We start from the raw sequence: 24370 nt of genomic DNA, 5'->3' as shown, positions 1-24370 counted from the left end.
GTCCCGTGACCGGGACCGGCTCAGGACAGGTCGGCCAGGACGCGCTCGACCGCGCGCTCCGCGCGCGCGATGCAGGCCGGCACCCCGACACCGTCGAAGTAGGCGCCCGCCAGCGCCAGGCCGCTCGGCGTGGCGGCATCGATCGCCGCGAGCGTCTCGCGGTGCCCGGGCAGGTAGACCGGGATCCCCTCGTACCACCGCTGCACGTGCGCATGGGTCGGTTCGACGGTGACCCCCAGGATGTTCGCCAGATCGTCCCGCGCCGCGGCGATGAGGCCGGAGTCGAGATCGTCGACGATCCGGCTCACGCCGAGACGCCCGAAGGACAGCCGGACCGTGCCGTCCGGCAGGTGGTCCCACTTACGGCCGGACAGCGTCAGGGCCTTGGCGCTGACCTGCTCACGGCTCGCCACCAGCACGCCGGAGAGGTCGGGCAACTCGACATCGTCCGGAAGGCGCAGCGTCACCAGGGCCGAGCTCGCCGCGGGGATCTTCGACACCGCGGCACCGAGCTCCGGCAGGTTCATGCCCACGAGCCGAGCCACCTGCGGCGCGGGCACGGCGAGCACGACCGCGTCGAACATCGAGCCGCGCAGACTCCACCCCGGCCGCACCTCCGGGACCGGAGCGCCGAGCATGATCCGGTCGCCGAGCCGCTCGGTGAGCGCGTCGAGGAGCTGCTGGTACCCGCCGCGGAACGCGCCGAAGACCGGACTGTCGTCGGGCTCGCCGAGCGCATCGCGCACCGCCTCCCCCAGCGACGGCGCACCGTCGTCGAGGCGGGCGGCGAGGGCGGGCAGGGCGGCGCGGACGGAGACGTCGTCGGCGTGCGCCGCGAACACCCCCGAGACCATCGGATCGACGCTGCGCTCGACCACCTCGTCGCCGAGCCGCGAGCGGACCAACGCACCGATCGACGCGTCGGCACCGGGATTCCAGCGCAGCGGGATCCGCACCTCGTCCGCGTCGCTCGGGACGCCCATCAGGGTGCGGCCGAAGCCGCCCCGGAGACCACCGTCGGCGAACAGCGCCGGGCGGCGCCCCGCGGGCTCGACCACCTCGTCGGCGAGGCCCAGCTCGGCCGCGAGGTCGAGGACCTCGGGACGACGCCGGAGGAAGGCCTCCGCGCCCACGTCCAGGCGCTGGTCGCCGAGCATCTCCGAGCGCAGCTTCCCGCCGACCCGGTTGCCCGACTCGAACACCGTGACCCGGGCGCCCGCCTGCTGCAGACGGAGCGCGGCCACCAGACCCGAGATTCCCGCCCCGACGACGGCGACATTGCTCACAGTTCGTGCACCAGGTCGACGACGCGGGTGAGCACGTCGGGATCCGTCGCGGGCAGGACGCCGTGCCCGAGGTTGAACACGTGCCCCGTCGCGCCGGCGGCGACCGCCGCGTCGCCCTCGGCGACCACGCGCCGGACCTGCGCCTCGACGGTGCCCCGATCGGCCATGAGGACGGCGGGGTCGAGGTTGCCCTGCAGCGCCCTACCCGGCCCGACCCGACCCACCGCGACGTCGAGCGGCGTGCGCCAGTCGACACCCACGACATCGGCGCCGGCCTCGCCCATCGCGCCCAGCAGCTCACCCGTGCCCACGCCGAAGTGGAACGCGGGCAACGCGGGAGCGGACTCCCTCAGTGCGGCGAAGACGCGCTCCGAGTGCGGCTGCACGTACGTGCGGTAGTCGGCGAGCGAGAGCGCGCCCGCCCACGAGTCGAACAGTTGGAAGGCCTGCGCGCCGGCCTCGGCCTGCGCCCGCAGGAAGGTGATCGCGATGTCGCCGAGCTTGCCCAGCAACGCGTTCCACGTGTCCGGATCCGAGTACATCAGCGCCTTGGTGCGCTCGTGGTTGCGGCTGGGACCGCCCTCCACCAGGTACGAGGCCAACGTGAAGGGCGCACCCGAGAAGCCGATGAGCGCGACGCCCGCGGGCAGCTCACCGCGCAGCATCCGCACAGCCTCCGCCACCGGCGCGACCTGCTCGGGATCGAGCTCCGGCATGGCCGCGACGGCGGCGGCGTCCCGGACGGGCTGCTCGATGACGGGGCCGATCCCGCTCACGATGTCGAGGTCGATGCCCGCTGCCTTGAGCGGCACGACGATGTCGGAGAACAGGATGGCGGCGTCCGTCCGGTGCCGGCGCACCGGCTGGAGGGTGATCTCGCACACCAGATCGGGGCGGAAACACGACTGCAGCATGCCGATTCCCTCGCGCACCTTGCGGTACTCGGGCAGCGAACGGCCCGCCTGGCGCATGAACCACACCGGCCGGCGCGAGGGCGTGGCGCCCGTCGCGGCGGCGAGCAGCGGGTAGGCGACCGCGTCGTCCCTCGTCGACTCGTCCTTGGTACTCATCGCCGTCGATCATGTCATGAGTGCGGCGCCGTGGGCTTCAGGCCTGCGGCGCGCCTCCGCCGAGAGCGCCGGCTTTGCGGCTACGGTCACGGTTTGTGAGCCAACCAGGAACGGGTGCCGATGGGGCGACCGACGGAGCGGGGCAGCGCGGCACCGAGCCGGAGCCCTTCCGCGTCGCCGTCGAATCCCTGCACACGGCGACGGTCCGCCCGGAGATCGAGATCGGGAGCATCCGGCCACCGCAACGGCTCGCGCCCTACAGCTACGCGCTCGGCGCCGAGGTCCGCTCACCGGAGACCGACGTCGTCCCCGAGTACTCCGACGGGGAGACCTTCGGCCGCCTGATCCTGCTGTACGACCCGCACGGGCACGAGGCGTGGAACGGCCTGATGCGGCTCGTCGCGTACGTGCAGTCCGAGGTCGACGAGTCGCTCGCCTCCGATCCGCTGCTTCCCGAGGTCGCGTGGAGCTGGCTGACCGACGCGCTCGCCGAGCGTGGCCAGGAGGTCACCGCACTGGGCGGCACCGTCACCGCCACGGCGTCGGTGCGCTACGGCGACATCGCCGGACCGCCCCGCGCCCACCAGCTCGAACTGCGCGCGTCATGGACCCCACTGGGAGAGAACCTGTCCGGGCACGTCGAGGCGTTCTGCTCGGTGCTGGAGATGGCTGCCGGGCTGCCCCCGGCCGGCATCACCCGACTCGGGTCGTAGGCCGGCCGTGGCGAAGGGCCCCGCGGAACCCGTTCCCGGCATTCCCCTGACCGAGCCCGACGAGGGCGTCCCCGAGCCCCTCACGACCGTCGAGGAGTTCGCCGACTGCGCGGCCGCGCTACTGCGCGGGACCGGCCCCATCGCCCTCGACACCGAACGCGCCTCCGGATTCACCTACTCCTCCCGCGCGTACCTGATCCAGATCAAGCGGACCGGTTCCGGACTGTTCCTGCTGGACCCGATCCACGAGCCCGAGGGGCTCGCACCCGTCATCGGCGCGCTGCGGGGCGTCGAGTGGGTGCTGCACGCCGCCGACCAGGACCTGCCCTGCCTGCGCGACGACGGTTTCGTCTGCGACGAGCTGTTCGACACCGAGCTCGCCGGGCGGCTGTTGGGTGCGCCGCGGGTGAACCTGGCCGCGATGACCTCCGAGTACACGGGATACGCGCTGGCGAAGGGGCACGGCGCCGCCGACTGGAGCACTCGCCCGCTGCCGCACGATTGGCTCAACTACGCCGCCCTCGACGTCGAGGTCCTCGTGGACCTGCGCGACGAGGCCTACGAGCGCCTCGAGGACGCAGGGAAGCTCGAGTGGGCCCTCGAGGAGTTCGAGTACGAGCGCACCCGGCCGGACCCGCCGCCGAAGCAGGATCCGTGGCGTCGACTGTCGGGCCTGAGCACCCTGCGCAACCGCCGCCAGTTGGCCCGCGCCCGCGAGCTGTGGCTCGCGCGCGACGAGATGGCCGAGCAGCGCAATGTCGCGCCGGGACGCACCCTGCCCGATGCGGCGATCGTCAACGCCGCCGCGAAGAACCCCACCTCGGAGGCGGAGCTGACCGCGCTGCCGGTGTTCGGCGGGCCCAGGATGCGCCGATCGGCGAAGCGCTGGATGTCGGCGATCGACCGTGCCAACGCACTGTCGGACGCGAAGCTCCCCCCGCTGCACGGCCCGCGCAACGGCATGCCCGCCAACAACCGGTGGGCCAAGTCGAATCCCGAGGCCGCCGAGCGGCTCGCGAAGGTCCGGGCAGCGCTGGCCGGGATCTCCGACGAGGTCGCGGTGCCCGTCGAGAACCTTCTGCCCACCGACGCCGTCCGGCAGTTGTGCTGGGAGGGCACGGCCGCGGGCGTCACGCAGGTCGACGATGCCCTGGCAGCGTCGGGTGCGCGGGACTGGCAGCGTCGCCTGACGGTGCCCGCCGTCGCCGCCGCCCTGGCGACGGCGTAGGTGCGAGCGGCTCAGCGCACCTGCTCCCCCGCCACCTCCGCGGCGGGAAGGCTCACGTGGGCGCACGCTGTGACCCAACCGGTGATGCGGAACGCGATCTCCGACGGGGTCAGGCCCAGGTCACTGAGGATCTCGCCACGGGAGGCGTGGTCGAGGAAGGCCTGCTCGATGCCGAGCACCCGGGTGGGGACGTCCACCTCGGCGGTCTGCAGCGCCGCGGTCACCGCAGAACCGATGCCGCCCGCCACGCCGTTGTCCTCCAGGGTGACCACGAGCTGATGCGTGCGGGCCAGGTCCACGACGGACGCCGGCACCGGGAGCACCCAGCGCGGATCGACGACGGTCACCGAGATGCCCTGGTCCCGCAGGCGGGCGGCCACGTCGACGGCGGTGTGCGCGAACGCACCGACCGCGACGAGGAGCACGTCCGCGCCGCGACTGTCGTCCTCGACCAGCACGTCGACACCGTCGGGCAGGCGGCGGAGGGCCTCGAGGTCCGCGGGCACCGCGCCCTTGCCGTAGCGGACGAGCGTGGGCGCATCGTCGACCTCGAGGGCCTCGGCGAACTCCTCGCGCAGACGGGCGGCGTCGCGCGGCACCGCGGCACGCAGGCCGGGCACGATCGCGGCGAGCGAGAGGTCCCACATGCCGTGGTGGCTCGCACCGTCGGGACCCGTCACGCCGGAGCGGTCGAGCACGACCGTGACGCCCTGCTTCAGCAGCGCGACGTCCATGAGGAGCTGATCGAAGGCCCGGTTGAGGAAGGTGGCGTACAGCGCGACCACCGGGTGCATGCCGCCCAGCGCGAGGCCGGCGGCGGAGGTCAGCGCGTGCTGCTCGGCGATGCCCACGTCGTACATCCGGTCCGGGAACTTGCGCCCGAAGTCGGCGACGCCCGTCGGTTCGGCCATCGCACCGGTGATGGCGACGATGTCCGAGCGCTTCTCGCCGTGCGCGACCAGTTCCTCGGCGAACACCGACGTCCAGTCGGCCCCGCTGCCCCCGCCCACCGGCAGGCCGGTGGCGGGATCGATGACGCCGATGCCGTGCATCTGGTCGGCCTCGTGGTTCTCCGCGTGCTCGTAGCCGTTGCCCTTGCGGGTGATCGCGTGCACCACGACGGGGCCGCCGAAGTCCTTGGCGCGCCGCAGCGCGGCCTCCACGGCCGCCTCGTCGTGCCCGTCGATCGGACCTAGGTACTTCAGGCCGAGGTCCGCGAACAGCGCCTGCGGGCTGACCATGTCCTTGATGCCGGTCTTCATGCCGTGCAGCACGGAGTACGCGGGCTCGCCGAGCACGGGGACGTTGCGCAGCCGACGCCGTGCCTCCCCCAGCAGCCGCTCGTACTCGGGCTGGGTGCGCAGGCCGGAGAGGTGGGTGGCAAGGCCGCCGATCGTGGGCGCGTAGGACCGGCCGTTGTCGTTGACGACGACGACCACCGGCCGGTCGGACGCGGCGATGTTGTTGAGGGCCTCCCAGCACATCCCGCCGGTCAGGGCACCGTCACCGACGACCGCGACGACCGTGCGCTTCTCCCCCTTCAGCGCGAAGGCCTTCGCCAGGCCGTCGGCGTAGCTCAACGCCGCCGAGGCGTGCGAGGACTCGACCCAGTCGTGCTCGGACTCGGCCCGGCACGGGTAGCCGGAGAGCCCCCCGGCCTGTCGCAGCGTGTCGAAACCGTCGCGCCGGCCGGTGAGGATCTTGTGCACGTACGCCTGATGACCGGTGTCGAAGAGCACCGGGTCCACCGGCGAGTCGAAGACCCGGTGGATCGCCATCGTGAGCTCGACCACGCCGAGGTTCGGGCCGAGGTGCCCACCGGTGGCCGAGACCTTCTCCACGAGGAAGTCACGGATCTCCCCGGCCAGCGCAGTGAGCTGGTCCTGGTCCAGCCGACGCAGGTCGCGTGGGGACTCGATGGTGCTCAGCAGGTTCATATCCCTCGTGTCTACTCCCGTGAGAGGTGCTCCGCCCACCTTACCGGCCACGACGGTCCTCGTGCCCCGGCACCAGCACGGCGAAGGCCTCCAGGTGATGGGTTCCGGGGAAGGCGTCGTAGGCCGAGAGTTCGGCCACGCGGTAGCCGTTCTCGCACGCCGCGCCCAGGTCGCGGGCGAACGCCGCGGGATCGCAGCCGACGTGCACGATCGCCCGCGGGGCGGACGCGGTGATCGCGGTCATGACCGCCGCCCCGGCACCGGTGCGCGGTGGGTCCAGCACCACGGTCGACGGTGCGCGCAATCCCTTGAGCCGCGAGGCGACGTCGCCACGATGGAACACGACCGGCTCCTGTGCCAGGGTCTGTTTCCCGGCGGCGATGGCGCCGCCCGAGGTCTCCACGACGTCCACGGTCATGCCCTCGTCGACCAGCGCGCCGGCGAGCACGCCCGCGCCGCCGTACAGGTCCCAGGCATGGCCGGCGCCGCCGCCGTACTGCCCCGCGTATCCGCCGACGAGCGCGGCATAGCGGGTGGCTGCGTCGCGATGGGCCTGCCAGAAGCCGCCCACCGGGACCTTCCACGAGCGGGTGCCGACACGGTACTCGGCGAGCCCGTCCCCGGACAGCGCCTTCGCCGGCCGCCCGCGCCGGGCGGGCACCGCGGCGTGCGCGGCGCCGGCGTCGTCGAGCACGAGCGCGACCTCGGTGCCGGGCTCGGCGCGCACGGCTCCCGCGAGGTCCGTGAGCGCGGCGGGCAGCTGCACACAGGGCGCGGCGACGACCGCGGCGCTGCGGAACGCGTGTTGCCCGAGCGCGCCGGCACCGTCGGCCACCAGACGCGCGCGGTGCCGCCATCCGGTGACCGGGGCGCCGGACAGGGGCTCGACGGTCGGCTCGAACGCGCCCGGATCGAAGCCCCCGAACCGCGCGAGGAGGTCGTGGAGGACGTCGGCCTTGAGTTCTCGCTGGTAGGCGGGGGTGGTGAAGGTCAGGTCGCAGCAGCCCGCTCCGGCCGCCGCGGCGGCACAGGCCTCGGCGACGCGGTGCGGCGACGCCTCGAGGACCTCGACGGTGCCCGCGCGGGCGTAGGACTTCTTGACCTCGGTGACCCGGGCGCGCACCGTCTCCCCTGGCAGCGCGCCGCGCACGAAGACCGCGCGGCCCTCGTGCCGGGCGATGACGAAGCCGCCGTGCCCGGGCGCGCCGCAGGTCAGCTCGAGCAGGTCATTCGGCGCGAGCATGCGTGAACCTCCGGGCGACGAGGAAGACGATGAGCAGGCCGGCCGCGAACATCGGCCAGCCCATGAGGATCCGCGCGATGCCGAGCCCGCCGACGTTGTCGGTGACGTACAGGTAGAACTGGACTCCGAAGCGGAACGCGAACATGGCCGTCCACATCAGCGTGAGCCAGGTGAACGCCCGGAACTGCCGGAGGTCCGCACGCCAGTCCTGCGGTGCCGTCGGCGCATCGTCGTCGGTCTCGCCCGCGTCCTGCCGCTCGGAGAACAGGTGCCACAGCACCCCGACGAGGGGTCGCCGGACCAGGATCGACACCAGGCACGCGACCGCGAGCACGGCCTGCATCACGATGCCGTAGAGGAAGTAGCCCTTGCCGTTGCCGCCCACGAGCAGGGCGATCACGACGCACACCGCCACCCCGAAGAACCCCGAGATCGCGGGCTGGATCGAGCTGCGGGTCGCGAGCCGGACCACGGCCACCAGTGCGGCCACGACGAGCGCGGCGATGACGCCGCCCCACAGTCCCCACAGGGCGTTGGCGGGCACGAACGCCACGACCGGCAGGGCCGAGTACACCATGCCCTGCCAGCCACCCATCTGCTCGAGCACCTGGTCCTTGATCGAGGGTTCGGCGGTCTCCGCCGTCGTGTCCCGTTCCTCGCCGTCCGTCACCCGTCCACCCTACGTGGCGGCCCTGGCATGCTCGTCCCATGCAGTTCCTCGAGCGCACCACCGCCGTGCTCCTGCCCGGTTCGGGCTCGGACGCCGACTTCGTGCTCCGCGCCTTCGCCCCACTCACCCGGCTGTGCGCGCGGACCGTCGCCGTGGACGCGACGCCACCGTCGGTGGTGGCCGGGTACCGCGCCGCCCTCACCGCCGCAGCGTCCGACGGTCCGCTGTTGGCCTGCGGCGTGTCCCTGGGCTCGGCGGTCGCGGCGGGCTGGGCCCTGGAGAACCCCGACGCGGACATCACGCTGGTCCTCACCCTGCCGCCGTGGACGGGCGCCGCGGGCCCGGAGATCCCGGCGGCGATGTCGGCGCGGGTGACCGCGGACGTCGTCGATGAGGTCGGTGCGACCGAGGCCATCGCGCGGATGCGGGCGGGCAGTCCGCCATGGCTCGCGCGCGAGCTGAGCCGGTCGTGGGCCGCCCACGGGGACTTCCTCGCGCCCGCGCTCCGGGAGGCGGCCGTGTACGTGGCCCCGACGGAGGCCGAGTTCGGGCGGCTCTGCGCGCGCACCGTCGTCGTCGGCGCCGAGGGCGACCTGATCCACCCGGTCGCCGTCGCGCGGCAGTGGGGCGCGGCGATCCCGGGGGCGGCGGCGACGGCCGTCGACCTGGCCGACCTCGGCCCGGACCCGGAGGTCCTGGGCCGGGCCGGGCTCGCGGCGCTTACTGCTGGTTGTTGAGCCGGCTCAGGGCCGAGCCCTGGGTGAGCCGGTCCTGGTTGTTCTGCCGTAGGGCCGCGGGGCCGTCCGCGGCGGCGCGCTGCGCGACCTGCGCCGCGATCGACGCGGCGGCCTCCTCCTGTTGCGCCTGCTGCTGGGCCATGGCCTGCTGCAGCTGCTGCACCAGCTCGGCCGGCAGCTCGATCTCGAGGTGGTCGCGAGCGGGGCGCGGGTCGGTGCCGCGCCGGATCACGGTCTCCGCGAGCATCGCCCGCGCCAACTGCGCGGCCTGATCGGCGCTCTCGAGCGGCGAGGCCACGACGAACCGGACCATCCACCGCGGACCGTCGACGCCGATGAACCGGAGCACTCCGTCGGGCTGGACACCGACGACCTCGCGGCCCCAGTGACCGTCCTCGATCGTGACCTGCGCACCGTTCTCGCGGAGCGAGTCCGCCAGCTCGGTGACCACCTCACGCCACTGGCCGCCCGACTTCGGGGCAGCGAAGACGCCGGGCGTCACGCGGCCGGCGGGCGTGTCGAGGTGCACACCGATGGGCACACCCTCGGGGCTCATCTCCACCTGCAGCTGCGACTCCGGCGGCATCGCCAGAATGATCGAACCCAGGTCGAGGCGGCCCTCGTCGAGGCCCTCCTCGCTGCTCAGCGACGAGAGGTCGTACGGGCCGGCGCCGCTGCCCAGCTCCTGCGCCTCGTCGTCCTCGGCGGGCGCGGGGACGGTGTGGTGCTCCGGCTGGCCGATCGTGGCGTACGGGTCGACGCTCGAGGTGCTGCGCGGCTTGGACTTACGGCGGCCGAGGGCCATGGGGACTCGCTCCTGAGGTGTGTGGATCGGGTGGGACGGGGTGTGACCGGGCGCGGTCTACGACGAGGATTCGAGGCTGGCGTGGCCACCGGACGAGCCGTAGCCGCCGGCGCCGCGCACCGAGTCGTCGAGGAAGGTGACCTCGAGGAAATCGGGCAGTTCCACCCGCTGGACGAGCAGTTGGGCGATCCGGTCGCCCCGCTTGATCTCGACGGCGCTCTCGCGATCGGTGTTGAGCAGGCACACCTTGATCTCGCCGCGGTACCCGGCGTCGATCGTCCCGGGCGTGTTCACCACGGTGAGACCGTGTTTCGCGGCGAGGCCGGAGCGAGGGTGGATCAACCCGACGGTGCCGTAGGGCAGGGCCATCGCGATGCCGGTGGGGACCAGCGTGCGGGCACCGGGCTCGAGCCGGACGTCCATCGTCGAGTAGAGGTCCACGCCCGCGTCGCCGGGATGTGCGCGCTTGGGAAGTGGGAGGCCTTCGTCCAGCCGCAGTAGGGGTATCTGGCTCACCATGGGATGCAGACTACGCTGAGGGTGTGTCGGAAGATCGTGCAGTGAAGACCTCGAAGCCGGGAACCGGGTACTTCGAGAGGCTCACGGTGCCGTGGTACTGGTGGCTCGCAGGCGCGATCGTGGCCGGTCTGCTCTGTTTCGAGGTCACCCTGGCCACGCGCTGGGGCGATTGGATGATCGGCGTGTTCGTGGTGATCGTGGCCGTCATCGCCGTCCTGCTCTGGTCGATGGGGCGGGGCTCGGTCGCCGTGCGCGACGGTGAGCTGTGGGCGGGTAACGCCCATCTCCCGCTGGAGCTCGTCTCGCGGGCCGCGGCCGTGCCCGCGGCCGCGAAGAGTGCGGCGCTCGGTCGGCAGCTCGATCCCGCCGCCTTCCTGTACCACAAGGGGTGGATCAAGACGATGATCGTCGTGGTGCTGGACGATCCCGAGGATCCGACGCCCTACTGGATGGTGTCCACGCGGCACCCGGAGAAGATGCTGGAGCACATCCCGGCCGCGACGACGCTGGGCTGACCGAGGGTCGAACCCGACGGTGGGCCGCCGCGCACGGCGAGGCTGATGCCGCCGCGGTGGCCCTGATCGTCAGGCGCAGTCGACGCAGATCAGCTCGCTGCCGTTCGGGTCTGCGAGCCGGCTGCGGTGGTACACCAGGAAACAGCTGGTGCACGTGAATTCGTCAGCCTGCTTGGGCACCACTCGGACGCTCAGTTCCTCGCCCGAGAGGTCGGCGCCGGGCAGCTCGAAGGACTCGGCGGTCTCGCCCTCGTCCACGTCCACCGTGCCGGACTGGCCCTCGTTGCGGCGGGCCTTGAGCTCCTCCAGCGAGTCCTCCGAGACCTCGTCGGCCTCGGACCGCCGTGGCGCGTCGTAATCAGTTGCCATACCGTGTCATCCCCATCCTTGCTCGTGCCCCCGGTCTCGGGGTTTCCGAGACCGCCGGGCGCGTTGTCCCGCGCGAGCGGCCCAGAGTGTAGCTCACTCACGGATCGTTGTCACGGGGTTTGATCCCGGGCGCCGAATCCGCCGCTTGCAGCCGGTCTAACGCACGACGGGCCGGGATGATTCCCGCGCCGCGTCCGCGCCGCCTCCCCTGCTCCGGCGGCGTGCTCCCGTACAGTCGGGGCCGTGGTTTCCCAGCTCACCGGCGCAGGCCGGCGATTCGACCGGAACGGTGAACCGTTCCGTCGGCGCAGCATGCTGCCGATCCTCATCGTGATCGCGGTTCTCGCCGTCATCGCCATCGCCACCTGGGCGCGGGCCATGTCCTCCCAGGAGGAGGTCGCCGCGCCGGTGTCCTGTCCTCCCCCGGCCGCACCGTCGGCATCGGCCACCGCGACCGCCGGGACCACCGCTCCGGCCGGCGCCACGCCGCCGCCCGCGGCGCCCGCCCGGTTCGAGGTGGTCGCGCCCGACGACCTGATCTCCGTGCGGCCGGCACCCCTGGCCTCCTCGACGGTGCGTGTCCTCAACGCCTCGGGTCAGTCGGGGCGCGCCGAGACCACTCTGAACAAGCTGGCCGACTACGGTTTCCAGGCTCCCAAGACCGGCGGCTACGGCAACGACCCGCTGTATCCCCAGATGGAGTGCCAGGCGCAGCTGCGGTTCGGCGACGCGGGCCGGGCCGCCGCCGCCGCGGCGTGGATCATCGCCCCGTGCGCGGAGCTCATCAACGACGGCCGGCGCGACAACACCGTCGACCTGGTGCTGGGTACCTTCTTCACCGATCTCGAACCCAGCACCGACGCGCAGGAGATCCTGCGGATCCTGCGTGCCGCGCCGGCGGGAGCGGCCGACGGCGGCGCGAACCCGGCCCTGGTGTCGGCGGTGCACACGCAGTCCTGCAACCGCTGATCGTCGGCGCTCCGTGCCGGCCCGCGGCTACAGGTTCTGCAACCCGCCGACGGCGGCGAGTGCCGCGATCAGCCGATCGGCGATCCCGGGCGCTGCGGCGAGGGTGAGCGCACCGTCGGCGCTGGACGAGTCGGGACGCGGCACGATGACCCGGGCACCGGCCTCCTGCGCGATGAGCGCCCCTGCGGCCCAGTCCCACGGGCTCAGGCCGTGCTCGTAGTGGGCGTCCGCGCGGCCCGCCGCGACCATGCACAGATCGAGCGCGGCGGAGCCGATCCGACGCACGTCACGCACCTGCGGCAGCAACTCCGCGAGCACGCGTCCCTGCTTCTCCCGGCGCTCGCGGGCGTAGCCGAATCCGGTCGCGACGAGCGCGAGCGCCGGATCGGTGATCGGGTTCGCGCGCAGCTCCCGGAGGGCGCCGTCGGGCGCGATCTCCCGCGCGCCCGCACCGAGCGCCGCGGCGTAGACGGTGCCGTGCACCACGTCGGCGACGGCACCCGCGACGGACACCCCGTCGACCTGAGCACCGATGGAGACCGCGTAGGCGGGCACGCCGTAGAGGAAGTTGACGGTGCCGTCGATCGGGTCGACGATCCACCGCACCGCTCCCGGCTGCTCGTCCTCGCCGCCGAACTCCTCACCGAGGACCGTGTCGTCGGGGCGGAGCTCGGCGAGGCGATCCCGGACGAACCGCTCCGTCTCGGTGTCGACGACGGTGACCGGGTCGGTCGGGGTCGACTTGGTGGTCACCGCTTCCGGGGCCGCGCCCTCCGATTGATCGAATGCGTTGGCGCCGAACACCTCCGCCCGTCGGGAGGCCACCCTGTGCGCGGCCTCCCGCGCGACGGTCACGGCGATCTCGGACAACTCCCACCGGTTGTGTTGCACGCCCTCCACAGAACCACAATCCGCGGTACTTTGACAGCGCCGGGTCACTCCGGCCGGAGGACGAGACGTCCGGAACTTCGAGGAATGCGGAGCAGGCAATGGCGGAGAATCTGGGGTTCGGCGTCGACATCGGCGGCAGCGGGATCAAGGGCGGGATCGTGGACCTGGACACCGGCGAACTGGTCGGCGAGCGGTTCAAGGTGCTCACGCCCCAGCCGTCCACGCCGGGCGCCTGCGCCGGCGCGGTCCGCGAGGTCATCACCCACTTCGGCTGGGAGGGTCCGGTGGGCATCACGGTGCCGGCGGTCGTGACCAGCGGCACGGTGCGCAGCGCCGCGAACATCGACCCGGGCTGGGTCGGTACCGACGCGAACGAGCTGTTCACGTCGACCCTCGGCCGGCCGGTCACCGTGCTCAACGACGCCGACGCGGCCGGCCTCGCCGAGGACCGCTACGGCGCGGGCCGCGACTTCGACGGCGTGATCCTGCTGCTCACCCTGGGCACCGGGATCGGTTCCGCCCTGCTGTACCGCGGCACGCTGGTGCCGAACACGGAGTTCGGCCACATCGAGGTCGAGGGCAAAGAGGCCGAGCACCGCGCCGCGAGCTCGATCAAGGAACGCCGCGGGTGGAGCTACGAGAAGTGGGCCGGACAGGTCAGCCGGGTGTTCCGCGAGTACGAGAAACTACTGTGGCCCGACCTGATCATCGTGGGCGGCGGCATCAGCCGCAAGGCCGACAAGTGGGTGCCGTTGCTCGAGGTGAAGACGCCCGTGATCCCCGCGAAGCTGCTGAACACCGCGGGCATCGTCGGAGCGGCGATGGCATCGCGGCAGGTGTGATTCCGCACGCTTCCGGCGCTTTGACCGCAGGTGAATGCGGGCGGAGCTACCGAATCGTTACAATGGGGGCCCGGCGTCGATGCGCCGGACCAGACGCCGGACCTCCTCGCCCCCGGACGCCGCAGCCACCACCGACGCCCCGTAGGCACGGGACCGGTGCTGTTGTCGCGCCCGGGAAGCGGTTCCGGCGCACGCAGGCACAGTAGGAAAGGGCGTACGTGGCAGCGACGCAGACCAGCTCCAGCGCACCGTCGGCGGACGGCGTGGACGGTTCGGCCACCTCGGCGGAGACCCCCGCCAAGAAGACCACCGCCAAGAAGGCACCCGCGAAGAAGGCCCCGGCCAAGAAGGCTGCGGCGAAGAAGGCCCCCGCCAAGAAGGCCCCGGCGAAGAAGGCTGCGGCCAAGAAGGCCGCCGGTCCCGTCAAGCGCACGGCCAAGAAGGCCGCGGGCAAGAAGGACGCCTCCGCGGCCGGTGCCGAGGGCGGCGCCGAGGACGAGGAGGACGTCGAGCTCGACGGCGATCCCGATCCCACCGAGCTGTCGGACGAGGACGTCGCGATCGATGCCGATGACGCCGACGACGCGGGCGAGTCCGCCGACGCGGCCAAGGGCAAGAGCGCCGTCACCAAGCCCGCCCCGGCGGACGCGGAGGACGAGGAGCCCTCCGAGGCCGACAAGGCGTCCGGCGACTTCGTCTGGGACGAGGAGGAGTCGGAGGCGCTGCGCCAGGCACGCAAGGACGCCGAGCTCACCGCCTCGGCGGACTCGGTGCGCGCCTACCTCAAGCAGATCGGCAAGGTCGCGCTCCTCAACGCCGAGGAGGAGGTCGAGCTCGCGAAGCGGATCGAGGCCGGCCTCTACGCCGAGCAGATGATCGGCCGCTGGCTCGAGCGCGGCGAGAAGCCGGCGATCGGCATCCGGCGCGACATGAACTGGATCTCCCGCGACGGCAATCGCGCGAAGAACCACCTGCTGGAGGCCAACCTGCGCCTCGTGGTCTCGCTCGCCAAGCGCTACACCGGCCGTGGCATGGCGTTCCTGGACCTGATCCAGGAGGGCAACCTGGGCCTGATCCGTGCGGTCGAGAAGTTCGACTACACCAAGGGCTACAAGTTCTCCACGTACGCCACCTGGTGGATCCGGCAGGCCATCACCCGCGCCATGGCCGACCAGGCCCGCACCATCCGCATCCCGGTGCACATGGTCGAGGTCATCAACAAGCTCGGCCGCATCCAGCGCGAGCTGCTCCAGGACCTGGGCCGCGAGCCCACGCCGGAGGAGCTGGCCAAGGAGATGGACATCACGCCGGAGAAGGTGCTGGAGATCCAGCAGTACGCGCGTGAGCCCATCTCGCTCGACCAGACCATCGGCGACGAGGGCGATTCCCAGCTCGGCGACTTCATCGAGGACTCCGAGGCCGTGGTGGCCGTGGACGCGGTGTCGTTCACCCTGCTGCAGGACCAGCTCCAGTCCGTGCTCGACACGCTCTCCGAGCGCGAGGCCGGCGTCGTCCGCCTGCGGTTCGGCCTCACCGACGGCCAGCCGCGGACTTTAGACGAGATCGGTCAGGTCTACGGCGTCACGCGTGAGCGCATCCGCCAGATCGAGTCGAAGACGATGAGCAAGCTGCGGCACCCGTCGCGCTCGCAGGTCCTCCGCGACTACCTGGACTAGGTCCCGTTTCCGAACGCCCGACGGTACGCCGTCGGGCGTTCGGCGTCTCGCGGACCGAACCGTTCCTCGTGGAGCGGGTGATACCTCCCGCGCAGCGCGATTCCTCCGAGGAGGGAGCCGGTCAGCGGGTGATTCGGGTGCGGATGGCCACTCGCACCCGTTTCGCCCGGTCGCACCCTGCGTGCCGGGTGCGCTGGCGCATTTCGGGTGCGGATGGCTTCCCGCACCCGTTCTGCCCGGCGCAGCGGCTATCGCCGGCACGGTGATCCTCACGAAGGCCGATCGCAGGACGACTTCAGCCACGGTCACTGGCCGCCGGCGGTCCGCTCCCCTCGTCCCGCCACCCACAGCGGACCGGTGAGGAGCCAGATCACGGTGATCACGCCGAGCGTGCCGAACACGCCCATGAGCGCCTCGCGCTGGGTGTCGTCGGCCACGGTGTAGCCCAGCCCCAGCGACACGGCGCCCGCGATCGCCACCGCGCCGAGCCAGCGGTAGAAGTCCGACCACTCCTTGCGGGTACGTTCCGGGCCGAGTTTCGGCACCCTGTGCGGCGTGGGGCCGCCCGCGAACCGGTGGGCGAACCGCTCGTCGGCCCAGGTGATCATGCGGTGCCCGAACATCAGGGTGCAGCCGAGGTAGATGCCCGCGAGCCGGTGCGCGAAGCCGACCTCGCCGCCCCGGTAGAGGTCGATCGCGACGGCGGCGATGAGGACCACGTCGAGGGCCGGCACGAGGGCCAGCGCGACCATCCCCGCCCGGCGCGCCCGCACGATGTAGCGGAGCGTCAGGCCGCCCAGCACCAGGACCCAGAACCCGATCTCGCACCCGGCGATCGTCCACAGCACCGGACTGTTCAACTCGTTCATACGCCCCACTCTGCCGGGCCGGCGCACAGTCGTCGTCCCCCCGACGATGCGCCGGCCTCCCCCGATCGGCGGACCCCGCCGGGGGCGTCGTGTGTTGGAATGAGGTCATGACGGGGGACGGACGCGACGCGTCGAAGGTGTTCGCCGCCGTGCCCGCGTTGGGTGCCGCCATGGTGGGCGCGCTGTTGTGGGCGGCGGGCGGGTGGTCCGCACGGGCGGTGAACGAGGACCTGTACCCGTGGCCGGTGAAGGCCGCACTCCTGTGCGCCGCACTCGCCTTCCAGATCCTGGCCCGCCGGCGTCCCGCGCTGGGGTTCGGCCTCACGCTGGCGCTCGTGCTCGCGGATCTTCCGTTCGGGCCGTCGGTGCCTCTGTGGATCGCACTGTCCGACCTCATCTACCTCGCCACGGCGCTCGGCTCCGAGCGGCTCGTCCGAGTGGTCGCGGGGGTGTCCTTGGCCCTCACGATCGGCGCGGCGGTCACCGCCACCGCGTTCGAGGGGGTCAAGGCCGGCGTGTACGCCGCGCTGATCCTCGTGGCCCTGACGTGGTCGCCGATCGGCTACGCGAGAGCCCTGCGCGCCTACCGGAAGCTCGCCGAGATGGAGCGGCAGGAGAGCGAGGCACGGCGCACGAACACGATCGCGGAGGAGCGCCGCCGGCTCGCACGGGAGCTGCACGACACGGTCGCCGGGCATCTCTCCGCGGTCGCCATCCTGGCCGATGCCGCCCAGCGAACGCCGCGGAATCCAGCCGTGCTGCAGTCGATCCGGTCCGGTAGCCTGGCCGCGCTCGAGGAGATGCGATCCACGATCAACCTGCTCACCTCTCCGGACGATGCGGCGGTCCGCACCACCCTCACGTCCCTCGAACCGCTCATCGAGACCGCCGGGGCGGCGGGCGTGAACGTTCGGTTGCGCGTGCCCGACGGTCCGCTGCCCACCGCCGCCGAGGCCGTGCTCACCCGCATCCTCGGCGAGGTCATCACGAACGCCACCAAACATGCGCCGGGCTCTCCGTTGGAGGTCGTCGTGGACACCGACCGGGAGGAGCTCACCATGACTGCGACCAATCCCCTGCCCGCCGCTGCGTGGTCGGAAGGCGCCGGCGACGGCCTGCGCAACATCGCCTTCCGCGCCGAGTCGGTCGGTGGCACCGCGACCGCCGGCCGGCAGGGCGACACCTGGGTCGTCCGGGCGAGCGTACCGATGGAGGTCGTGCGGTGACGGTCACCGTCGTCCTGGCGGACGACCACGCGGCGATCCGGGCCGGCCTACGTCTGCTCCTCGAGTCCACCGGTGAGGTCCGGGTCGTCGGTGAGGCGGCCGACGGTGCCGCCGCGCTCCGGCAGGCCCGAGCCCTGAAACCGGACGTGGTGGTCATGGACGTCCGGATGCCGCGCGTCGACGGCCTCGCCGCCACCGCGTCGGTCGTGGCGGAGACCGACAGCGCCGTACTCGTTCTCACGACCTTCGATCTCGACGAGTACGTGCTCGGCGCCCTCGGTGCGGGCGCGAGCGGCTTCCTGCTCAAGTCCGCCGGCGGCGATGAGCTGATCCGCGCCGTGCAGGCGGTCGCGGACGGTGACGCGGTGCTGGACCCGAAGGTGACCCGCGCCGTGATCGGCGCACTGCCCCGTCCGTCCGACGAGCCCGCGCCGGTGGACCTGTCCGCGCTCACCGATCGCGAGCGCGACGTGCTGGCCGGGCTGGGCGACGGGCTGTCGAACCAGCAGATCGCGCGGCGTTTGGACATCGGCGAGGCCACGGTGAAGACCCACGTCTCGCGCGTGCTGATGAAGCTCGGCGTGCAGTCGCGGGTGCAGGCCGCGGTCATCGCTGCGCAGTCCGGAACGAGCGACGCCGGACCGAGAGCTTGACCTCAATAATGCTTCAGGTTGTCTGATGGAGTCGTTCCAGAGAAACGACACGAGGAGACACCATGACCGCCATCGACACCGCAGCCCCGTCGACGTTCCGCATCACCCGCACGACAGTCGTGCTCGGCACCGTCGGCCTCGCGCTGCTCGGCAACCTGATCCTGTGGCTCGTCGGCCTCGCCGCCGGCGGCGACTTCACCATGACCGACGAGGCCGGTGCCCGCGCGTCGGTGGCGCCCGGTGGCGTCGTACTCATGACGGTGGCGCCGCTCGCCGTCGGCATGACCGCGGCGGTGCTGCTCTCGAAGCTCTGGGCCCCGATCCTGCGCGTCGCGGCCGTCGTCGGCGCGGCCGCGTCGTTGGGCACCGTCGCGGGAACGCTCGCCGCGGACTTCGACGGTGCCTCCACGACGACGCTCGCGCTCATGCACGTGGTGATCGCCGCCGTGCTGGTGATCGCCCTCGAGGCCCTCTACCGTCGGGTGCGCTGACCGCGGACCGCGGACGATCCCACCGTCACCCGGTGGGACCGCCCACGGCGGATCCGTACCCTCATCCCCTCACCGGGTGAGGGTACGGATCCAGTTCCGGGTGGCGGCGGGGTCGATCACGTCGTCCAGCTCGAAGGTGGTGGCGGCGTGCAGGGCCCGGCCCCGCTGGTACGCCAGCGCCAGCAGCTGGTCGAAGAGCTCGGCGCGGGCGGCCTCGTCCGGCGCCGCGGCGAGTTCCTTGCTGAACCCCAGCCGCACGGCCCCCTCCAGGCCCATGCCGCCGATCTCGCCGGTCGGCCAGGCGACGGTGAACTGCGGGGCGTGGAAGCTGCCGCCGGTCATCGCCATGGCGCCGAGACCGTATCCCTTGCGCAGCACGAACACTCCGAGCGGGACCGTCAACCGGGCCCCGAGCACGAAGAGCCGGGAGAAGCGGCGTACCGTCGCCTGTTCCTCGGCGTCGGGGCCCACCATGAACCCCGGGGTGTCGCAGAGCGAGACCACCGGAAGCCCGTGCGCCTGCGCCAGTTCCAGGAAGTCCCCGAGCTTGTCGGCGCCCTCGGCATCGATGGCACCGCCCAGGTGCCGGGTGCTGTTGGCGATGAGGGCGTAGGGCACGCCCTCCACCCGCACCAGCGCCGTGATGACGCCGACCCCGTAGTCGCGGCGCAGCTCCAGGACGGAGTCCTCGTCGACGATCGCGGCGATCGCGGCGCGGACGTCGTAGGCGCGCAAGCGGTTCTCGGGCACCACATGCCGAGCCCTGCGCGGATCGGGGGCGGTCCAGTCGTCGACCGGGCCCGCGAAGTAGCCGAGGTACCTCCGCGCCTGCCGAACCGCCTGCACCTCGTCGTCCGCGACGACGTGCACGACGCCGTTGCGGCGCTGCACGTCGATCGGACCGATCGCCTCCGGGCGGAACTCGCCGAGCCCGCCCCCGGAGATCATGGCCGGGCCGCCCATGCCGATGTTCGCGTCCGGCGTGACGATGATCACGTCGCAGATGCCCGCGAGCGCGGCGTTCCCCGCGAAGCAGCGTCCTGAGACCACCGCGATCAGCGGAACCCGCCCGCGCAACGCGCCGAGCGAGCGGAAGGTCGGGACGTCCAGGCCCGCAACGATGTCCAGGTCGGTGTCGCCGGGCCTGCCTCCGCCGCCCTCGGCGAAGAGCACGATCGGGACGCCGCGACGCTCCGCCACATCGATGAGCCGGTCGGTCTTGGCGTGGTTGCGCCAGCCCTGCGTGCCGGCCAGCACCGTGTAGTCGTAGGAGATCACCATCGCCTCGGTGCCGTCGATCGTGGCGAGGCCGCCGATCAGGCCGTCCGCGGCGCCGGTGGCGATCAGGTCCTCCTCGGACCGGCGGGCGCGCTGCGCCGGCAGGAGCAGCGCCCCGTACTCGGTGAAGCTGCCCTCGTCCACGAGGTCGTCGATGTTCTCGCGCGCGGTGCGCCGCCCGATCTTCCGCCGCTTGGCCACGGCGTCCGGGCGGCCCTCGTCGCGGGTCACACGGTGTCGCTCACGCACCTCGTCGAGGTCCGCGCGGGACCGGTCGAGGTCCTGCTCGTCCCCGCCGGCGCCGCTGCCGCTCGAGCCGTCCGCCGGCGTGTACGCCACGAGCGGCGTCCCCGCGCTCACGGTCTGCCCGGGTCGCACGAGCACCTCGCCGACGGTGACCGGCACCGCCAGCACCTGCTCGTGCTCCATTTTCATCGCCTCGAGGACGACCAGTGCGGTGCCCGGTTCGGCGGTCGCGCCCTCCTCCGCCACGGCGACGACGGTGCCCGTCATCGTCGCGACCAGGACGTCACCGTCGAGATCGACCGACGGTGCCGGGCCCGCGTCCACCGCGGGCGCGAGTTCCGCGATCCGGCGGCTGAGGTAGCCCGTATCGACGGGGCCCGAACGGAATTCGGCGTCCGCGAGCACGGCGCGCAGCAGCGCGATGGTGGTTCCGGGGCCGTCGATGACGAACTCCCCCAGCGCCGCGTCGAGCTTGGCGAAGGCGCGCTCCGCGGTCGCCGCGCGCACGATCACCTTCGCGAGCAGGGAGTCGTACCGGGCCGAAGTGGTCAGGCCGGGCCTGCCGTAGCCGTCCACGCGCACACCGGGCCCCGTCGGGGGCGTGTACCCGGTGAGCTCCCCCGCCGACGGGAGGACGGTCCCGTCGGGCTGCGGCACCTCGAGGTTGACGCGCGCCTGCACCGCGGTCCCGAGCGCGGCGGCCGGTGCGCCGGTGACGATCCCGTCGCGGCAGGTGATGCCGTCGGGCAGGCCCACCGAGGCGAGCGCGGCGCCGTCGGCGAGGGCGAGCTGCGCGGCCACCAGGTCGACGCCGGTGACCTCCTCGGTCACGGTGTGCTCCACCTGGATCCGCGGATTGACCTCCAGGAACACTGCCGCAGCGTCCCGCACGAGGAATTCGACGGTCGCGAGGCCGCGGTACCCGGCCGCGGCGCACAGGCGGGCGGCGTGGCCGTGCAGGGAATTCCGCAGCTCGTCGGTCAGTGCGGGCGCCGGCGCGATCTCGATCAGTTTCTGGTTGCGGCGCTGCACGCTGCAGTCCCGGTCGCCGAGCGCGAGGGCGCTCTGCCCGTCGCCGACGATCTGCACCTCGATGTGCCGGGCCCCGGTCTGCAGTTCCTCCGCGAAGACCCGGCCGTCGCCGAAGCCCAACTCGGCCTCGGAAACGCAGGCGCGGTATGCGGATTCGAGGTCGTCCTCGAACCGCGGCCCGGGCAGGACGGCCCGCATGCCGCGCCCGCCGCCACCGGCGACGGCCTTGATCATGACGCCGCTCGGGCGGCCGGCGGCGAACGCTCGCACCGTCGCGAGGTCGGCGCCGCCGTCGGTGGCGGCGGGCACGGGAACGCCCGCCGCGACGGCGGCCGCTCGGGCGGCGGCCTTGTCACCGAAGGCGCGCAGCACCTCCGGGGCCGGGCCGACGAAGACGAGCCCGGCGTCGGCACACGCCGCGGCGAAGCCCGCGTTCTCGGCGAGGAATCCGTAGCCCGGGTGCACGGCGTCGGCCCCGGTCCGCGCGGCGGCCGCGAGCACGGCGTCGACGTCCAGGTACGCCGCAGGGCCGGATCCGTCCAGCGCCACGGCGTCATCGGCCGCGGCGACGTGCGGGGTGTCGGCGTCGTCCGCGGCGTACACCGCCACGGTGGGGACGCCCAGATCCCGTGCCGTGCGGATGATCCGCAGCGCGATCTCGCCCCGGTTCGCGATGAGCAGTTTCACTTCGACTCCCCCTCGGCGGCCAGTGCCGCCGCGCGCTCGAACAGATCACCCTTGCGGATCTTCCCGGTTGCCGTCATCGGCAGCGAATCCACCACGACGAAATCGGGAACCTTGTAGGCCGCCATGTTCTCCCGGGACCACGCCCGCAGCTCGGCGACGTCGACCCGTCCCTCCGCCACGACGAACGCCAGGGGCACCTGCCCCTTCCGGGCGTCGGGGCGCGGGACCACGGACACCGCGCCGATGGCCGGGTGATCCTTGAGCAACGCCTCCACCTCCGACGGGAAGACCGACATGCCGTTCACCTTGATCATCTCCTTCGTGCGAGCGAGATAGTGCACCGCGCCCCACTCGTCGAGCCTGCCGACGTCACCGGTGTGCAGCCAGCCGTCGCGGATCGCCTCGGCGGTGGCCTGGGGGCGGCGGTGGTATGCAGTGAGGATGGACTGGCTCCGCACGACGATCTCCCCGGTCCCGCCGACGGGGACGGGCGCACCGTCGGCGTCCACGATCAGGATGTCCGTGCCGGGCACGGGAAGTCCGCAGAACACGGGGTCGGCCGTGAGGTCCCGGTCGTCGTCCTGGAAGCCCAGGGTGAAGGTGTCGGCGGTGTGCGTCTCGGTCATGCCGTAGGAGGCCTCGCGGAGCGTCCCGCCGGTCAGCCCGCGCCACCGGGCGCGCAGCTCCGGGGTCAGCTTGAGCACGAAGGAGACCGCGAGGGGGTTGACGACGGTGCCGAACGCGGCGCCGTCGAAACCCGGGAGTTCCATCAGCTCGACGTAGTTGTCGACGGTGCCCACGAGGTCGGTGACCGCGTAGCGGGCGACGAGCGCCGCGACGGCGACCGGGTCCCAACGGGTCAGGAGTACCACCGTCTGGCCGTTGATCAGCGGCTTGAGGATGCCGAAATCCTCTCCGGCGATCCAGAACACGGGCAGGAAGTTCAGGCCGACCGCGACGGGGTCCCCCACCGGCGCGCCGCCCGCGAGCGTCGCGGTGGCGGCGGTGTAGGCCATGTGCCGCTGCGTGTGCTCGCACCCCTTCGGCAGACCCGTGGTGCCCCCGGTGTAGTTCAGCGCGGCGAGCGCGTCGGGGTCCGATCCACGGATCGGCGCGGGCGCGACTGCGGCCACGCGGTGCCAGTCGCTGCGCGGGTCCGGCGCGGTGTCGAAGGGCGGCAGCGCATCGGCGAACGGCGCTGTGCCGTCGAGGAGATCGCCCACGGCCGTGGCTATCACGGTGTGCACGGGCGTCTGCGCGCGCACGGACTGCACCAGGTCCAGCAGGTCCGTCTGGGCCAGGAGCACGCCCACACCGGCGTCCTCCAGCTCGTGCTGCAGCTCACGCCCCTTCAGCAACGGATTGACGGGGACGTGGACGGCACCGAGCTTGAGGATCCCGAGCATGGCGATGGCGAACTGCGGGCAGTTGCCCAGGTACACACCCACCGCGTCACCCGGCCGCACCCCGTACTCGGCCAGCAGTCCGGCGAACCGGTCGGACAGGTCGTCGTACTCCGCGTAGGTCACCTCCCGCCCGTAGAAGGCGATCGCGACGGTGTCCGGGCGCTGCTGCGCCCAGTGCCGCAGGTGCTCGACCATCGCCGGCGCGCCGGCGGGGTATTCGACGGTGCGCGGCACCTGCGCCGGCCAGTTCCGCAGGCGCAGCGCGCGGATCTCCTCAGCGGCGGCGTCGAGCGCGGCGGCACCGTCGGTGATCGTGTCGGACATGCTTCTCCTTAGCCGACCGGCACCTCTCGGATGCCGATCAATCGCTCTGCGACGCGGATCTGGTCCGCGATGAAGCGCTCGCGCTCGGCCGCACTGCCGCGGGCCACGCGCTTCGCGCCGTGGTGGATGATGTCGTTGAGGATGCGGACCAGGGCCGCGGGCTCGAGGCACAGGTCGACGGTGCCGGGATCGAGCGCCGCGAGGTAGGCGGTGTAGCGGCGGTGAGTGCGCCGGATCATCCGCTCCCAGATCACGGCCACGTCGTCGCGGACCGGTGCCATCGCGTCGAACAGAGCGACCAGGCCGCCGTTCGCGAACACCCCGTCGGCGTAGGCCCGCATCGTCGCGGCGATGACCTCGCGCGGGTCCGTGGTGTCGATCCCCGCGAGCGACTGCGTCGCCTCGAGCTCGGCCGCGACCCGGTCCACGAGGGCCAACAGGATCTCGTCCTTGGACCGGAAGTAGGCGTAGAACGTGGGCCGCGAGGTCTGTGCGCGGGCCGCGATGAGCTCGACGGTGGTGGCCGCGTAGCCGAGGTCGTCGAAGCACTCGGCCGCCGCCCGGAGGAGTTCCTCCCGGCGGGCTCCCCCGGCGTCCTTGCGGTTGGCGCGGGCCCGCTCCTGCGATTCGCTGATCGTCACGCTCACGAGTCTGCTCGGCTCCGCTCGGACCTTCAAGGACGCCGGGG

The 24370-nt window shown here is 72.5% G+C and carries 23 protein-coding genes; 10 read left to right on the top strand and 13 right to left on the bottom strand.

Annotation, left to right across the window (positions count from 1 at the left end):
• Nucleotides 1–20: 20 nt before the first annotated feature.
• The gene (gene hemG, locus AXK61_RS17385) at nt 21–1286 is read right to left on the bottom strand and encodes a protoporphyrinogen oxidase (protein ID WP_068746474.1); all 1266 of its coding nucleotides are present in this window, start codon (nt 1284–1286) and stop codon (nt 21–23) included.
• Complete coding sequence (gene hemE / locus AXK61_RS17380) at nt 1283–2356, bottom strand: uroporphyrinogen decarboxylase (RefSeq protein ID WP_068746473.1); 1074 nt, start codon at nt 2354–2356, stop codon at nt 1283–1285. The genes hemG and hemE overlap by 4 nt, the downstream gene beginning before the upstream one ends.
• 95 nt (nt 2357–2451) lie before the next feature.
• On the opposite strand from hemE, the gene AXK61_RS17375 reads away from it, so the two are divergent.
• Both AXK61_RS17375 and AXK61_RS17370 read left to right on the top strand, forming a co-directional pair.
• On the top strand, nt 2452–3069 hold the full coding sequence (locus AXK61_RS17375) for a DUF3000 domain-containing protein (protein WP_068572663.1): 618 nt from the start codon (nt 2452–2454) through the stop codon (nt 3067–3069).
• Between the two features lie 7 nt (nt 3070–3076).
• Complete coding sequence (locus AXK61_RS17370) at nt 3077–4297, top strand: HRDC domain-containing protein (RefSeq protein WP_068746472.1); 1221 nt, start codon at nt 3077–3079, stop codon at nt 4295–4297.
• 11 nt (nt 4298–4308) lie between these two features.
• On the opposite strand, the gene dxs is transcribed toward AXK61_RS17370, so the two are convergent.
• The 3 genes from dxs to AXK61_RS17355 are packed head-to-tail and all read right to left on the bottom strand — an operon-like array spanning nt 4309 to nt 8147.
• On the bottom strand, nt 4309–6234 hold the full coding sequence (gene dxs / locus AXK61_RS17365; RefSeq protein ID WP_068572667.1) for a 1-deoxy-D-xylulose-5-phosphate synthase: 1926 nt from the start codon (nt 6232–6234) through the stop codon (nt 4309–4311).
• A 40-nt stretch (nt 6235–6274) separates the two neighbouring features.
• Entirely contained in the window at nt 6275–7477 is a 1203-nt protein-coding gene (locus AXK61_RS17360; RefSeq protein ID WP_068572669.1) for a class I SAM-dependent RNA methyltransferase, read from the bottom strand.
• On the bottom strand, nt 7461–8147 hold the full coding sequence (locus AXK61_RS17355; RefSeq protein WP_068746471.1) for a DUF3159 domain-containing protein: 687 nt from the start codon (nt 8145–8147) through the stop codon (nt 7461–7463). The genes AXK61_RS17360 and AXK61_RS17355 overlap by 17 nt, the downstream gene beginning before the upstream one ends.
• 38 nt (nt 8148–8185) lie before the next feature.
• Here AXK61_RS17355 and AXK61_RS25920 point away from each other — a divergent pair, with 38 nt between their 5' ends.
• Complete coding sequence (locus AXK61_RS25920) at nt 8186–8884, top strand: hypothetical protein (RefSeq protein WP_068572671.1); 699 nt, start codon at nt 8186–8188, stop codon at nt 8882–8884.
• Here the strand turns inward: AXK61_RS25920 and AXK61_RS17345 are convergent.
• Together AXK61_RS17345 and dut are read right to left on the bottom strand one after the other, a co-directional pair.
• Complete coding sequence (locus tag AXK61_RS17345; protein ID WP_068572673.1) at nt 8868–9689, bottom strand: DUF3710 domain-containing protein; 822 nt, start codon at nt 9687–9689, stop codon at nt 8868–8870. The two genes, AXK61_RS25920 and AXK61_RS17345, sit on opposite strands and share 17 nt — an antisense overlap.
• A 57-nt stretch (nt 9690–9746) precedes the next feature.
• Entirely contained in the window at nt 9747–10208 is a 462-nt protein-coding gene (gene dut, locus AXK61_RS17340) for a dUTP diphosphatase (protein ID WP_068572675.1), read from the bottom strand.
• A gap of 23 nt (nt 10209–10231) precedes the next feature.
• Here dut and AXK61_RS17335 point away from each other — a divergent pair, with 23 nt between their 5' ends.
• The gene (locus AXK61_RS17335; protein ID WP_068572677.1) at nt 10232–10723 is read left to right on the top strand and encodes a DUF3093 domain-containing protein; all 492 of its coding nucleotides are present in this window, start codon (nt 10232–10234) and stop codon (nt 10721–10723) included.
• A gap of 69 nt (nt 10724–10792) precedes the next feature.
• Here the strand turns inward: AXK61_RS17335 and AXK61_RS17330 are convergent, their stop codons facing one another.
• Nucleotides 10793–11092, bottom strand: coding sequence for a DUF4193 domain-containing protein (locus AXK61_RS17330; protein ID WP_068572678.1), 300 nt, complete (start codon nt 11090–11092; stop codon nt 10793–10795).
• Between the two features lie 243 nt (nt 11093–11335).
• Between AXK61_RS17330 and cei the strand changes: the two genes are divergently transcribed.
• Nucleotides 11336–12061 carry an envelope integrity protein Cei gene (cei, locus tag AXK61_RS17325; RefSeq protein WP_068746470.1) on the top strand — a complete coding sequence of 242 codons (726 nt, stop codon included), beginning with the start codon at nt 11336–11338 and terminating at the stop codon, nt 12059–12061.
• Nucleotides 12062–12088: 27 nt separating this feature from the next.
• On the opposite strand, the gene AXK61_RS17320 is transcribed toward cei, so the two are convergent.
• A complete protein-coding gene (locus AXK61_RS17320) occupies nt 12089–12961 on the bottom strand; it encodes an inositol monophosphatase family protein (RefSeq protein ID WP_197466852.1) in 873 nt (290 codons plus the stop codon).
• Nucleotides 12962–13050: 89 nt separating this feature from the next.
• Between AXK61_RS17320 and ppgK the strand changes: the two genes are divergently transcribed.
• Together ppgK and AXK61_RS17310 are read left to right on the top strand one after the other, a co-directional pair.
• Nucleotides 13051–13794 (top strand): polyphosphate--glucose phosphotransferase, encoded by a 744-nt coding sequence (ppgK, locus tag AXK61_RS17315; protein ID WP_068572683.1) that lies wholly within the window; start codon nt 13051–13053, stop codon nt 13792–13794.
• A 218-nt stretch (nt 13795–14012) separates the two neighbouring features.
• Entirely contained in the window at nt 14013–15470 is a 1458-nt protein-coding gene (locus AXK61_RS17310; RefSeq protein ID WP_068746469.1) for an RNA polymerase sigma factor, read from the top strand.
• Between the two features lie 305 nt (nt 15471–15775).
• On the opposite strand, the gene AXK61_RS17305 is transcribed toward AXK61_RS17310, so the two are convergent.
• Nucleotides 15776–16339: a hypothetical protein gene (locus AXK61_RS17305; protein ID WP_068572687.1), complete on the bottom strand. Its 564-nt coding sequence runs from the start codon at nt 16337–16339 to the stop codon at nt 15776–15778.
• Between the two features lie 107 nt (nt 16340–16446).
• On the opposite strand from AXK61_RS17305, the gene AXK61_RS17300 reads away from it, so the two are divergent.
• From AXK61_RS17300 to AXK61_RS17290, 3 genes are all read left to right on the top strand, one after another.
• Complete coding sequence (locus AXK61_RS17300; RefSeq protein ID WP_068572689.1) at nt 16447–17565, top strand: sensor histidine kinase; 1119 nt, start codon at nt 16447–16449, stop codon at nt 17563–17565.
• Nucleotides 17562–18218: a response regulator gene (locus AXK61_RS17295; protein ID WP_068746468.1), complete on the top strand. Its 657-nt coding sequence runs from the start codon at nt 17562–17564 to the stop codon at nt 18216–18218. Before AXK61_RS17300 ends, AXK61_RS17295 begins: the two co-directional genes overlap by 4 nt.
• Before the next feature lie 62 nt (nt 18219–18280).
• Nucleotides 18281–18709, top strand: coding sequence for a DUF6069 family protein (locus AXK61_RS17290; protein WP_068746467.1), 429 nt, complete (start codon nt 18281–18283; stop codon nt 18707–18709).
• A 69-nt stretch (nt 18710–18778) separates the two neighbouring features.
• Here AXK61_RS17290 and AXK61_RS17285 read toward each other — a convergent pair whose 3' ends face one another.
• From AXK61_RS17285 to AXK61_RS17275, 3 genes are read right to left on the bottom strand one after another with little or no spacing between them, the layout of a single operon-like run.
• On the bottom strand, nt 18779–21952 hold the full coding sequence (locus AXK61_RS17285) for an acetyl-CoA carboxylase family protein (protein ID WP_068746466.1): 3174 nt from the start codon (nt 21950–21952) through the stop codon (nt 18779–18781).
• Nucleotides 21949–23682 carry an AMP-binding protein gene (locus tag AXK61_RS17280; protein ID WP_068746465.1) on the bottom strand — a complete coding sequence of 578 codons (1734 nt, stop codon included), beginning with the start codon at nt 23680–23682 and terminating at the stop codon, nt 21949–21951. Before AXK61_RS17280 ends, AXK61_RS17285 begins: the two co-directional genes overlap by 4 nt.
• An 8-nt stretch (nt 23683–23690) precedes the next feature.
• Nucleotides 23691–24323, bottom strand: coding sequence for a TetR/AcrR family transcriptional regulator (locus tag AXK61_RS17275; protein WP_231855587.1), 633 nt, complete (start codon nt 24321–24323; stop codon nt 23691–23693).
• Between the last annotated feature and the right edge of the window lie 47 nt (nt 24324–24370).

The sequence above is a fragment of the Tsukamurella pseudospumae genome (assembly GCF_001575205.1).
GTDB lineage: Bacteria > Actinomycetota > Actinomycetes > Mycobacteriales > Mycobacteriaceae > Tsukamurella > Tsukamurella pseudospumae.
Note: the sequence above shows the minus strand (reverse complement) of the source record. Positions and strands in the feature narration are given on the sequence as shown.

Excerpts from the sequence above, each read along its gene's own strand:
- dxs (WP_068572667.1), bottom strand. The coding sequence starts at position 6,234 with ATGAACCTGCTGAGCACCATCGAGTCCCCACGCGACCTGCGTCGGCTG.
- AXK61_RS17345 (WP_068572673.1), bottom strand. The coding sequence starts at position 9,689 with ATGGCCCTCGGCCGCCGTAAGTCCAAGCCGCGCAGCACCTCGAGCGTC.
- AXK61_RS17360 (WP_068572669.1), bottom strand. The coding sequence starts at position 7,477 with ATGCTCGCGCCGAATGACCTGCTCGAGCTGACCTGCGGCGCGCCCGGG.
- hemE (WP_068746473.1), bottom strand. The coding sequence starts at position 2,356 with ATGAGTACCAAGGACGAGTCGACGAGGGACGACGCGGTCGCCTACCCG.
- AXK61_RS17290 (WP_068746467.1), top strand. The coding sequence starts at position 18,281 with ATGACCGCCATCGACACCGCAGCCCCGTCGACGTTCCGCATCACCCGC.
- AXK61_RS25920 (WP_068572671.1), top strand. The coding sequence starts at position 8,186 with ATGCAGTTCCTCGAGCGCACCACCGCCGTGCTCCTGCCCGGTTCGGGC.
- AXK61_RS17330 (WP_068572678.1), bottom strand. The coding sequence starts at position 11,092 with ATGGCAACTGATTACGACGCGCCACGGCGGTCCGAGGCCGACGAGGTC.
- ppgK (WP_068572683.1), top strand. The coding sequence starts at position 13,051 with ATGGCGGAGAATCTGGGGTTCGGCGTCGACATCGGCGGCAGCGGGATC.
- dut (WP_068572675.1), bottom strand. The coding sequence starts at position 10,208 with ATGGTGAGCCAGATACCCCTACTGCGGCTGGACGAAGGCCTCCCACTT.
- AXK61_RS17300 (WP_068572689.1), top strand. The coding sequence starts at position 16,447 with ATGACGGGGGACGGACGCGACGCGTCGAAGGTGTTCGCCGCCGTGCCC.
- AXK61_RS17280 (WP_068746465.1), bottom strand. The coding sequence starts at position 23,682 with ATGTCCGACACGATCACCGACGGTGCCGCCGCGCTCGACGCCGCCGCT.
- AXK61_RS17305 (WP_068572687.1), bottom strand. The coding sequence starts at position 16,339 with ATGAACGAGTTGAACAGTCCGGTGCTGTGGACGATCGCCGGGTGCGAG.